Annotated in this window: 12 protein-coding genes; 11 read left to right on the top strand and 1 reads right to left on the bottom strand. The window is 55.9% G+C overall.

The genetic code is table 11. The features are described 5' to 3' along the window. Nucleotides 1–52: 52 nt before the first annotated feature. Complete coding sequence (locus tag OEU85_RS16755) at nt 53–289, bottom strand: hypothetical protein (RefSeq protein ID WP_262692676.1); 237 nt, start codon at nt 287–289, stop codon at nt 53–55. Between the two features lie 663 nt (nt 290–952). On the opposite strand from OEU85_RS16755, the gene OEU85_RS16750 reads away from it, so the two are divergent. The 11 genes from OEU85_RS16750 (at nt 953) to OEU85_RS16700 (ending at nt 12,067) form a co-directional block, all read left to right on the top strand. Beyond that, nucleotides 953–2,191: an HlyD family efflux transporter periplasmic adaptor subunit gene (locus OEU85_RS16750; protein WP_262692675.1), complete on the top strand. Its 1,239-nt coding sequence runs from the start codon at nt 953–955 to the stop codon at nt 2,189–2,191. A 98-nt stretch (nt 2,192–2,289) separates the two neighbouring features. After that, on the top strand, nt 2,290–2,457 hold the full coding sequence (locus tag OEU85_RS16745) for a hypothetical protein (protein WP_262692674.1): 168 nt from the start codon (nt 2,290–2,292) through the stop codon (nt 2,455–2,457). Nucleotides 2,458–2,463: 6 nt separating this feature from the next. After that, the gene (locus OEU85_RS16740; protein WP_262692673.1) at nt 2,464–4,701 is read left to right on the top strand and encodes a peptidase domain-containing ABC transporter; all 2,238 of its coding nucleotides are present in this window, start codon (nt 2,464–2,466) and stop codon (nt 4,699–4,701) included. A 56-nt stretch (nt 4,702–4,757) separates the two neighbouring features. Further along, nucleotides 4,758–4,940, top strand: a complete 183-nt coding sequence (locus tag OEU85_RS16735; protein ID WP_262692672.1) for a hypothetical protein — start codon at nt 4,758–4,760, stop codon at nt 4,938–4,940. 24 nt (nt 4,941–4,964) lie between these two features. Next, a complete protein-coding gene (locus OEU85_RS16730) occupies nt 4,965–5,132 on the top strand; it encodes a class IIb bacteriocin, lactobin A/cerein 7B family (protein ID WP_262692671.1) in 168 nt (55 codons plus the stop codon). A gap of 47 nt (nt 5,133–5,179) precedes the next feature. Further along, nucleotides 5,180–5,344: a hypothetical protein gene (locus OEU85_RS16725; RefSeq protein ID WP_262692670.1), complete on the top strand. Its 165-nt coding sequence runs from the start codon at nt 5,180–5,182 to the stop codon at nt 5,342–5,344. 252 nt (nt 5,345–5,596) lie between these two features. Further along, nucleotides 5,597–6,541, top strand: a complete 945-nt coding sequence (locus OEU85_RS16720) for an NAD(P)/FAD-dependent oxidoreductase (protein WP_262692669.1) — start codon at nt 5,597–5,599, stop codon at nt 6,539–6,541. 389 nt (nt 6,542–6,930) lie between these two features. Then, on the top strand, nt 6,931–8,313 hold the full coding sequence (locus tag OEU85_RS16715) for a hypothetical protein (protein WP_262692668.1): 1,383 nt from the start codon (nt 6,931–6,933) through the stop codon (nt 8,311–8,313). Between the two features lie 101 nt (nt 8,314–8,414). After that, nucleotides 8,415–10,487 carry a LodA/GoxA family CTQ-dependent oxidase gene (locus OEU85_RS16710; protein ID WP_262692667.1) on the top strand — a complete coding sequence of 691 codons (2,073 nt, stop codon included), beginning with the start codon at nt 8,415–8,417 and terminating at the stop codon, nt 10,485–10,487. 11 nt (nt 10,488–10,498) lie between these two features. After that, entirely contained in the window at nt 10,499–11,683 is a 1,185-nt protein-coding gene (locus OEU85_RS16705; RefSeq protein WP_262692666.1) for a tryptophan 7-halogenase, read from the top strand. A gap of 126 nt (nt 11,684–11,809) precedes the next feature. After that, nucleotides 11,810–12,067, top strand: coding sequence for a DUF2934 domain-containing protein (locus tag OEU85_RS16700; protein ID WP_262692665.1), 258 nt, complete (start codon nt 11,810–11,812; stop codon nt 12,065–12,067). Nucleotides 12,068–12,098: the final 31 nt, after the last annotated feature.

The raw sequence follows: 12,098 nt of genomic DNA, 5'->3' as shown, positions 1-12,098 counted from the left end.
ACCGCAAACATTTTGGGGCGACAAGTGTTTTGAAAGAAAAATGACACCGGGATCATTTGTTGCTGGCGCTATATTCACGGCTGTTGCGGCTTTGCGCCATGCGCCGCTTGCGTAATGCCAGCCACGGATCGAGCCTGGGTAACTGGTCCATGCGGCAATGTCGTCCTCCTGCCTTGATTCGATATCCCGCCGGATAACCGTTTTTGTAGATATTCAGATCAGGGGAACTGACCGGTTGCCAATTTACGGTTAAGATTTCCTTCTTTTTTGCACCGAAAAAGCGCGGCATTTTGTGGCTTGGACAAGAAGATAATTTTCAACAGCAAAGTCATGGACTTGCGGGTGCACATAATTTCCCGCTCAGGCCTGGCCACACGCAACTTTATTTCGAAAAAAAATTACATCCGTAAATTTTTGGTTGATTTATGAGACATGGCCTGCAAGCATCAATTTACAACCTGAGTTTGAATTAAGATTAAACGAAGGTGTCAGGGGGTATATGAGAAGTGCTGTTTATTGTTTTTCTGGAAATGACGCCAATGCTTTCAACAACATTGGAAATCAAGCCAAACAAGCGCAAAGAATTCGACCGGTCAAAAGAACGGTTGACTGAACTCATTTAGTCCTTTGGTTGTATAAATGAATGCGGTTCTGACTGCTGCAACAATCAGAACCGCAGGATGTCAAGTCGTTGAAATGGAGAATTGACATGGGGTACTCTATCATTAACCAGCCAATTTTAAAAGCGTTCTCGTATAAGACAGTTAAATTAAGCCCGCACGCCACCAATATGCCCACCCGTGCCGCCCTTAATCTCAACAGCCGCGCAGCCATCCATCTCTAGTGCCCTGAGGGACACGTAGATGCCGCTATACGTGTGTCTTTCCAACAAGATATATGCATGGCGCCAAGTTGACATCATCCACCTTCTATTCCGCCAGGAGGAGTCACGATGTTTCGTGCTGAAGCTGTAAACGCCCAGAAAAAAAAGTTGCACGGGGATGTTTTTCTCACGCAGCCAATGCCCTTTACAGTTGTGTCTTTGTTGCTTTGCGGCATTGTCGCGATCTTTGTCCTGTTGCTCGGGACCGGCAGCTATGCACGCACCGAACATGTCAGCGGACACCTTGTTCCCTCCAAAGGCCTGGTAAAGATACAGGCCAGCCAATTTGGCACGCTTGAAGCCCTGCATGTGCAGGAAGGTGACATGGTGGAAAAGGGCCAACCTCTCGCAGCCATTCTTGTGTCTGCTACCGGCCAGGACGGTGACAGTTTTGCGAAAAAGGCGCTGGAGGCCATCGTAAGGCAGCAGTCGACCCTCGACACCCAAACCACGCTGGAACAGAACCAGCTTGAGGCCGAGATCGCACGGCTCACGTCAGAACGCGCCAAAACTAATCTGAACATAAAGTCGCTCGCTCGCCAGATCGAACTCCAGCGCCAGATCACGAGCTCGGCCGAAAGTGCTTACAAGGACGTTCAGGAACTGCTGGGCAAAGGTTATATCAGCAAGATCGAATCCGAGCGCCGGCACCAGACGTGGCTTGGCCAGCAGACCCAGGAACAGCTGAAACGGCAAGAACTGGCAGCCGCCAAAACGAGCCTCGAGCAGATTGACATCCGTCTCAGGCAACTACCGAATGAGAGCGAACAGCGTCTTGCCAGGCTGGATACCCAGCGGGCTGAGCTGGAAGCCCGCAAGGCAGAACTTGAGGGTCGCCGCGCCTATGTCATCAATTCTCACACAAAGGGCAAGGTTGTGGCCGTGGCAGGTACCAGCATCGGCCGGTCGGTGCAGGCAGGCCAGCCGCTGCTGACTATCCTCCCTGAGGGCAGCAGCCTTGAAGCTGAATTGTTCGTGCCCAGCCGCGCGGCCGGATTTGTCGAAGAAGGACAGGAGGTGCGCCTGCTCTATGACGCTTTCCCCTATCAGCGCTTTGGCTCTTATCCCGCGACTGTGCGCCGGGTGACCGGAACCATCCTCAGCCCACGTGAAATCCTGTCCCCCTTCGAGCTGCAGGAGCCCGTGTATCGCGTGACTGCCAGCATCCCGGCCGAGGAGATCGAAGTTCGCAACCGCCTGATCAGCCTGCAAAGTGGCATGACCCTGCGCGCCAACATCGTGCTTGAACGCCGCAGCTTTCTTGACTGGCTTCTTGAGCCGCTGCGTGCCGTTGGGGAGCGCTCATGAGCGGGCTCACAGGCACATACAGTTTCCGGGCCGGGCTGCTACCCACCCGTGAAAACAGCCTTCGGGCACCATCAACATAGACAGAAATGGAGAATGTCATGGACCACTTTGAAGAACTGAATGCGGAAGAACTATCCGCGGTGCAAGGCGCCGGCATCATGCAGGACCTGATGGAACGATTCCCATTCGGGGAATGGGTCGGGAACTCCTTCTACCCGAACGGTGCTCCTGAAATGCCCGCCCCCACCTCACCGGTTATCTGGTGATCTGACATGAAGCATGTGATGCAAGACTTTCGGCTTAATCTTTCCGGCATGAATCGCCTGCCCGTCATACGGCAGAATGAAGCGGCGGAATGCGGTCTTGCATCACTCGCCATGGTAGCTGGCTATTATGGTTACCGTACCGATCTCGCCACACTCCGGCGTAAATATGCCACGAGCCTGCAAGGCATGACGCTGAAGTCAGTCATAGACGTGGCGGAAAAAATGGCTTTCACCACACGGCCCATCAAGGTCCCGATCGAGAAAATCACCAAGGTGCGCCTGCCTGCTGTCATCCACTGGGACATGAATCATTTTGTGGTGTTGAAATCGGTTACGGGCAGCAAGCTGACAGTCCACGACCCGGCGCTTGGCGAACGCAGCTACACCCACGACGAGTTCTCAGACCATTTCACCGGCATTGCACTTGAACTGAGCCCTACCGAAGGCTTCAGGAAAAAGAGCGAGCGCACGATGCTCAGGTTATCGGACCTATGGGGCCGGCTATACGGCCTCAAGCGCAACCTGATGCAGGTTTTCGTCTTGTCTGCCATCCTGCAGCTTTTTGTGCTTGCGAGCCCCTTTTACCTGCAAATCGCCGTCGATGAAGTTTTGTCAAAATTCGACACAGACCTGCTTGTTGTGCTCGCCCTCGGGTTCGCAGGCTTTACCCTGATCAACTTTGTTGCCCAAACATTGCGCGGGCACGTGCTCTTGTACTTTGGCAGCATGCTCTCTTACCAGATGGTGGGGAACCTGTTCCGCCATCTGATCAAGCTGCCGATCGACTTTTTCGAAAAACGCCATATCGGTGATGTTGTCTCCCGCTTTGGGTCGATGGAGCCGATCAAGACCATGCTCACGGAAGGGCTGATTGCCAGCCTGATCGACGGCATCATGGCGGTCACCACCCTTATCCTGATGTTCGTTTACAGTCCGCTTCTGGCCGCTATCGCACTGGCCGCATGGGCGCTTTATTTCCTTGTGCGCATGGCCTTTTACCGCCCGTTCCGCACGGCCCAGGAAGACGCTATCATCAGTCGCGCCAAGGAAAACACGACGTTCATCGAGACGGTGCGCGGCGTGACCAGCCTCAAGCTTTTTGGCGCGGAGACCCAGCGCGAGAATGTGTGGAAAAACAACTACGCCGATGTCGTGAATACCAACGCCCGCGCAGAGAAACTGCGCGTCTGGTTCGACGCGGCCAATACCGGCATCTTCGGGGTTGAACACATCCTGCTGATCTATGTCGCGGCCAAAATGGTACTGGCGGGCGACTTTACCGTCGGCATGATCTTCGCCTTCATGGCCTACAAGCGCAATTTCACCGAAAAGGCCTCCGGGCTGGTGGAGAAGGCCATCGAATTCCGCATGCTCTCGCTTCACCTTGAGCGGGTCGCTGATATCGCCCATACCGACCAGGAAGAACAGGATGACGGGCTGCCGGACTATATGAACACGGGCGCCATCAGTGGGGATATAACACTCAAGGGCGTCCGCTACCGCTACAGCGACAGCACACCCGAGGTGCTCAAGGGTGTGGACCTGTCTATCAGGGCAGGGGAAGCGGTCGCCATCGTTGGCACGTCAGGGTGCGGTAAAACCACATTGCTGAAGATCATGACCGGCCTCTTTCGCCCCAACGAAGGGCAGGTGCTTCTGGGTGATGCAGCCCTTACGGACTATGGCCTCGCGGCATACCGCCGCCAGATTGGCGTGGTGATGCAGGAGGACGAACTTTTCGCCGGCACCATCGCCGAGAACATCGCCTTTTTTGACCCCGAGACAGACATGTCCCGTGTGATTGCCGCCGCGAAAGCCGCCATGGTGCATGACGAAGTGATGGCCATGCAGATGAAATATGAAAGCCTTGTCGGCGACATGGGCGCAGCGCTTTCGGGCGGACAGAAACAGCGCATCATGCTGGCACGCGCCCTGTACCGGCAGCCCCGAATCCTCTTCATGGATGAAGGCACCGCCCATCTTGATGTCACCACCGAGCGACTGGTCAACCAGTCTGTCGCGTCTCTGGGCATCACCCGCATCATCATTGCGCACCGGCCCGAGACCATCCGCATGGCTGACCGTGTGCTTGAGATGCAGCAGGGCGAATTGAAGCGGACAGAACCCGCAAACGACCAGGCCGAAGTTGGCCTTACACAGGATAGCAAGAGCTTTGTGCCGGTAAACGGCACAGGGGTCGGAGCGAATGGTTCGCTTCGGCAAACAGAAGGAGCCAGCGGATGACGCAAACCAAGCCGCTGGCCCCATGTCCAAATCGTCAATGAAATGGAGACTTAGATATGGATACGATGACCATGCCTGTCAACTCAGGTGATATTCGCGAACTCGAAATGGTTGAAACACAGGAAGTCGCTGGCGGCTTCATATGTGCCGGCCTTTGTATTGCAGCGGCTGCAGGCGTTGCATTCCTTGCCGGCGCTGCCATCGGCTTTGTCGCAACCCGCGCAATTATCGCTGACTAATTCGAACCCGAAAGGAACCTGAACATGATGGAACTTGATATCCGCGAACTCGATCACTTTGAGCTTGATGAAGTCAGCGGTGGCTTTATCTGCGGCGGCCTTTGCATCGCAGGCATCGCCTTCGGCGCTGGCCTTCTTTTCGGCGCGGGCGTGGCGGTTGGCTACACTGCTGCTGAAAAAAGCGCGAAGTAATTGAACTCAATCCATAACGGCCGGTTGGCCAAGAAAGGAAACAAGACATGAATACGCAAGCTATCACTGTGATGTCCGCAGATGAAGTTGAACAGGTTGCAGGCGGTTTCGTCTGTGGCGGCCTTTGCATTCTTGGCGGCATCGTCGCCGGCGTTGCCCTGTTCAAGACCGGCATCGAGATCGGCAAAGACCTCTACACAGCGGTCAATTAATCATGGCTGCAGCTACGCCGCATCAGTGGCGTAGCTGCCCCTTTCCCACACCCCAACCACAAGGAGGTAAAAATGGACTTCAGTGAAAACCAGGCAGGCGCATGGATCCTCGGTGGCATTCTTTTGTCCCCGGTTCTGTTCTGGCTGGGCATCAAGGCGGGCAAACTGCTTTACGTCTGGCTGCACTAGACAGCTCACTCTTTAAACTCCCCCACTCTTCAAACTCCAGCGAATGTGAAAGGTTACAAGTCAATGTTTGGGCAGGAAAATGATGTACAGGTTCTCGTCGTTGGCGGCGGTATTGCGGGGCTCAGTACGGCGCTGATGCTGGGCCGTTCACTTATCAGGTGCTGCATCGTCGACGGTGGCAGCAGTTATCTGGGCGACGATGTCAGCGTACATAATTTCATCACTAATGACGGGCTGACAAAGTCGAACCTTCTCGGCAAAGGCCGGTCCGACCTTGGCAAGTATGACACCGTCGAATATGTGGAAGACAAGGTGGTTTCGCTTGAGAAAACGGCGCTGGGCTACAAAGCCGCCTGCGCCGGTGGCCGCATTGTCACCACCGACAAGATCGTCTTCGCCACCGGCATCGCCATCCGGCCCGATCAGCTTGGCATCACGGGCATCCAGGATGTATTCGGCACCTCGCTTTTTACATGTCCTTACTGCCACGGCTTTGAGTTCCGGGGTAAAAACATCACTGTGCTCAGCAGTTCCGAAAATGACTGGCACTTCCTCAGCCTGCTCGCCGGCTGGTCCCGGAACATCAACTTCGTCACAGACGGCACCCCGGTGCCAGCAAGCATGCTGGAAAAATTCGCCACAATATCCGACGGCGAAATCTTTGAGACCCCCGTGGACGAGATCGTGCATACGGATGGCATGGTCAGCGAAGTTGTCCTCAAGAGCGGTGACCGCCTGCCAACGGACGTCATGTTCATGTCCGAGTTGCCCAACAGCACCGCCAACGACCTGATTGATGCCCTCGGCATCCAGAAAGTCATGCATCCCCAGCTCAAGAAACCGGTTTACGAAACCGACCCCGTGGGCCGCACGCGCATGCGGGACATCTTTATAATCGGAGACGCAAAAACCGGCTTTTCCACCCTTGTCGGCGCGGCGCACGAGGGCACGCTTGCCGGTGTAATGATGGTCAATGACTTTGTCGAACAGCGCATGATGTGCGCCTGAAGCCTGCCCGGCGTTGCCGCTGATTCTTCCGAGGAGCGGCGGCAACGCTCCCGCGCCCAAACACTGTCCAGCGCCCGAGTCGGCTGCTGATTTCACCAACACTTCAAATCAAATGATTGTCTCGCTACCCCTGCGTGCCAAATAGCGGTAAATTCTCCAATAAAGTGCAAATAATAAATTTTTAATTTAACATTTAGTATATAATACAATTATAAATCACCTAATAAACTTTTTAGTTGTTCAATAGGCATCCACCGATTGACGGCGAATATGCAGGCTAGGGGTCATGTTTCGTCTCAAGTTTCGACGCTCCGTTCTGTGCACCAACATTAGGCCATTCCAGCAATCAGGATGCTGCTAACCGCAATCCCAAACGGGGGGAGATTGGTATGAAGCAGTATATGTCAAAGGCGGCCCTGGCCGCCGGTGCGCTCATGGTGTTCGCAAGTGCACCCTGGGCAGAAGCAAACGCCTACGGGGGCTCATCATGCCCGACGGAAGATATCAGCAACTGGTTCCCACACAGCCAGACGCCCGAGCCCGACAATGCGGGCTTTGACAGCAGCACCATCTGCAACTTCCATGAATGGTCATGGCAGATGTTCCTGTGGCTGACACAGGACGTGGACGGCGAGCCACGCTTCCTAAGCTTCGCATCACCTTATGAACTGCTGGGGCTTGAGACCCGCGGGATCATGATGCCGCGCATGGGCAAAAGCAACAAAGCGGAAACCTTTGACGAGTTCCTGCAAGCAGGCACAGACGGCATCTTTGTCGATGAAAACGGCAATGCTGTTTATTACTCGCAGTATCTGGACGACACCTATGTGAAGTTCATGGAAGATAACGACCTGACCAACCCGGACAGTGCCCGTGCCTTTGAGGCCACGACGTCCTTCCCTATCGGCTCCCTGGAGCTGAAGGCATCCTGGAAAATTGTTGAGGACGGTGAGGACACCGACAAGTTTTTCACCATGAAGTCTTCCGTATACGGCCTAGCCAACAAGGGCGGCAAAATCGTTATCGACACCAGCGACATCCGCCAAGTAACGCTGGCGCTTGTCGGCTTTCACATCGGCGGTGTGGTCAAGGGCCACCCCGAGATGATCTGGGCCACGTTCGAGCAGGTTGAAAACGCCCCCAATGTTCCGGCTGGCTTCACGCCATCGACCGTGATCTCCGAAGACGATTATACCTTCTACAAGGCGGGTACGCCGTTTTCGGGCTGTAACATCAACTATGGCAAGTCACCCGAACTGAAGCTGGATGAGGCAACACAAAAACTGTCCCCCATCACACAGGCCTGCCGCCAGTATGAGTTTGGCAACAGCGCCGTGAACGACCCCAAGCTGCAAAAAAGCGTTGAAACCAACGACCTCAATGTCTCCGACATGAACAAGGCGGTTATGCCACGCCTTGCCCAAGAGGACGACGTCTGGGCGAATTACCGCGAGGTCGGGGCCATCTGGTTCCGCCCGACAAATGCGCTCAAGCCCGGCATGACACTGGCGACAGACTTTGACGCTGAAGGCAACCAGCTTCTGATCGGCTCCCTGAAGCTGTCGAACGCGACGATCGAAACATTCACGCAGGTGCAAAGCACCATGAACAACTGTTTCCGCTGTCACAACACGGAACAGGTGTTTCCGCCCTCGGCAGACCTGATGCCGCTGCCAGCCAAGAACATCAACATCTCGCACGCTTTCCAGAACATCTATTTCTGGTCCCAGCAGATGAAGAATGGTGACGAGCTGTTGCCAGCGAAGGACTGACACAAGCGGCCCGGCGCGCCCCACAGGGCTTGCGCCGGGCAGACCGCCAGTCCTGCAACCAATACACAGTTTACCGACACACAGATTTCAGGGGAATTTCAATGTCTGACACCTTTTTCAGGGTCCATCCCAATATCAACTTTGCCCGTGTGGGCAACTCGGAAGAATATTACATCGCACCGGAAACCGCCGCCGGTGACCTTGTCGACAAGGAAAACGGCCTGTTTGGTGGCCTGCCCATCAAGCCGGACACAGAAAACACGCCGATCACGTCCACCGACTTTCGCGACGCATCCGATAACGTGAAGCGTCAGGCCGCGCGTTTCCGCATCTATGCTTACGATAGCCCGCAACAGGATTATCCCGCTGCCGATGGTGGCCGCGAGGTGCAGATCGGGGATACGGTGGGCGGCAAAAAAATCACCGACATCGTCTGGACCGTACATCTGGCGAACAAGAAGAACAACTTCTACAAAATCACCAGCGCCAACGGTGAAGAAGAAGGCATCAACGCATACAAGGGCATCAACCCCGATACCGGCAAACCCAATCACCCGCCCGTGCGCGATGCCAGCTTTGGCGAGGACCTTGCCAATACCACGCGGCGCAGCCAGTTGGTGATCGACGCAGGGCCGCGCGCCATTCGCTCAGCAGCCGGGGCGGGCACGGTCATCCCCTTCGATGCCAAAACGCCATGCAGCTATGCCGATGGTAGCGGCAAGGTACAAAAAGTACCTGACTACCCCGTCAGCTTCCCTGACGATCATTTCAAGATGTACCAATATGACGGTGCCATCGACACGCTGGGGGAGTTGCTGATCGAGAAGGGCACCGGACGCCTGATTGTCGCCGGCGCCTATGGCCGAGCCAGTGGCATCATCCAGTCGGACGGCAAGGCACCCGCCATGACGGACCCCATCGATAACGACTATTGGTTTGACGACACGTCGGATGGGCCGGTGAATGCGGTTGTTGTCTTTGATGACGGCAGCAGCCAGGAAGTTGTCGGCGGCTGGGTTGTTACCACAGATCCCGGTTATGCACCGCAAACCCGCAATGTCGTGTCTACGTGGGATGATATGTTCAATACATGGGTCGAGGAACTGGGCCTTATCCCCTCCCTTTACAGCGGCGGCAGCTACCAGACCGGCTATCAGGCATCCTTCTACGGCGATATCCTGCCCGTCTTCCACGGGGCTTTCCTGCAACGCTGGAACACCAGCCTGCCGGACAAGGGCATAAACGGCCATAACTATATGGCCAAGATCAGCTATCAGGATAACCCCAAGGAGCGCATCCCCAACTTCAAGGATCTGCTGCGCGACCCGAACGAGCCCAACGAAGACGGCACCGGTGTGAAAATGCCGCTGGCCCTGGGCGATGCGACCAAGAGTTTCCTGTCGCTGAGCCCAACGCAATATTTCCTGATGATGCAGTGGTATGACGGTGTGTCGGTCGAGGACGCGCGCGCCATTGGCGGCGGTGAAGCCCTGGACCGCGACGTGCTGCACAACTGCCTTGGCGGTCGCTATTCGCCGGGTATCGACCTGACCTTCATTGTTCGGGATGTCAACCTCTACAAGCAAAGCTGGCAGGGTGAAACCGGGCCTTTCCGGGTCAACCAGCAGCCGCTTGATTATACCACCGCGACAAAAGACCAGCCTTTCCTTGGCGTGGGCTACGTACCGCTTCAAAAGGCTATGGTAGAGCCAGGGGACCTGTGCAAGTTCATGTCCCAGCCGTGGCACACCGACTATAACAGCTGTGCGGTGCACGAACCCGACCCCAACCCGCGCCAGAACAATACCCTCTACTGGTCATGGCCTGCCCAGCGCCCGGTACAGGTGCACCCGGCGAGTTTGTGCACCTATGATAGTGAAGCCGGCGTATGGAACCTGGGTGGCCAGCTGTTCTCGGTGCGCGGCGATGGGGAAGGGAGTGCAAACGGCACCCATACGGACTATCCTCAAAATGAAGGACGGTATCAGCTCTACCCAGATTTTGTCGCCAACTGGCACAAGGTTGGCTTCATCATTCAGGGTACGCAAATTTCAGCGGACAAAGGTGATAACTATGGCGCTGACAAATTCCTTGAAGTGGCGAGCCTCTTCACCTCCAACGGTGATGTGGTGCAGCCGTGGCCAACCGCGTCCATCGGTAAAGCCGGCAGCTAAAGGGAGCCGCAGTGTTTAGTGAAGAACAGCAAACCCGAAAGACCATCGCCATTATTGGCGGTGGTCCTGCCGCATCCGCAACCGCCCTGTCGTTTCTGGGGGCCGTGCGGACCCTCCGCCAGCCAGCATGGCCCGAACATTACGCTGTGAAAATATTCTGTGAATCCCCAACGTCGGACCCCCGCATCGGCGAAAGCCTTCCTCCAGCCGCCACACCCTGCTTGCGAGACATGGCGCTTGAACATCTGCTCGGGCCCGAAAGCCCTCATCTGTCATGCCCGGGCAGCACATCCGTGTGGGGCGGACAGACACCCGGGCATAATGATTTCATGCTGGATGTTATGGGCCGGGGCTATCACCTTGACCGCGCCTATTTTGACACGCAACTCCTGAGTGAAGCGCTCAAAGCTGGCGCCATGCTGCACCAGGGGTGGCGACTGGTCGGTGCACAGGAATTGTACGACGGCGCATCGCTTGATTTCTCCACGCCCGATAATACCCGGCATACCCTGAAGGCCGACTTTGTCGTCGATGCCTCGGGCTTGCCTGCCGCTTTCGCCCGGCGCATCGGTGTGTTCCGCAATACGCTGGACGAGGTGGTTTTCCTGTGTGCCACCTTTGACATAGACCCGGGTGACAGCATGCCGGCCCGCACCCTGATCGAAGCTGTGGAGGACGGCTGGTGGTATGCCGCCCGCCTGCCTGCTGGCAGGGCTATTGTCACATTTTGCACCGACCCGGCGCTGATCAAGGAAAAAGGCCTGCGCACACCGGATCGCTGGCGGGAGGGCTTGCAAAAAACCCGTTGGCTGAAAGATCAGTTACCGGCGTCAGTCACACTCACGGATGAAGTCCGGCTTACGGCCCGCGCGGCACCGTCGACCCTTTTGTCAGCGACATACGGCGATGCCTGGCTTGCCGTGGGCGACGCGGCCAGCAGTTATGACCCCATATCGTCGGCAGGTATCACCAAGGCACTGTTGCACGCACAAAGCGCCGGTGTTGCGCTTGCCGAGAAACTGCTGCGGGGCCGGCACGAAAAACTGCAGGCATACGGGCGCCGCATACGCCGGGATTTTGAAGATTATGCCCGTGTTCGCGCCCATCTTTATGCCAGTGAGACACGCTTTGCCGACGCCGTTTTTTGGCAACGCCGTCGGGGGCATGCAACCACATATGATAAAAAGGCTTCCTGAGCTGTCTCTTGGCTGTTGGTCAAGTTTTTGACATGAAGGCGTGGTAGGTCTCTCCGTAGCCTGAGAGCAACTCTCACAGGCGTATACTGTGTTCTTGCAACTCCCCTTCATGCAAAGGAGCACCCGATGGCGCAATTATCACATGAGCAGATTTCACAGCGTAGTTTTATGATCTGGGAACAGGAAGGCCGCCCAATTGGCCAGGACCTGGATCACTGGTTACGGGCTGAACGCGAACTGGCAAAACTTTTCACCCCGGTAACGCCTGCAAGTACCCCTAAAAAACGTGCGAAGAGCACGGAAAAAGGCGACAAGAAAGGCAAGGCAAAAAGCGCCGCGCCTGCGATCAGGCGCGCTCGGAAAGAAACACGAAAAGACACCTGAAAAACAGCGGCTCGCTAGCATAGCATGCGCT

This window comes from Kordiimonas aestuarii (assembly GCF_025574465.1).
In the GTDB taxonomy this organism is placed as follows: Bacteria; Pseudomonadota; Alphaproteobacteria; order Sphingomonadales; family Kordiimonadaceae; genus Kordiimonas; species Kordiimonas aestuarii.
The sequence above is the reverse complement of the archived record's forward strand: the minus strand, read 5'-3'. Positions and strand labels throughout refer to the sequence as shown.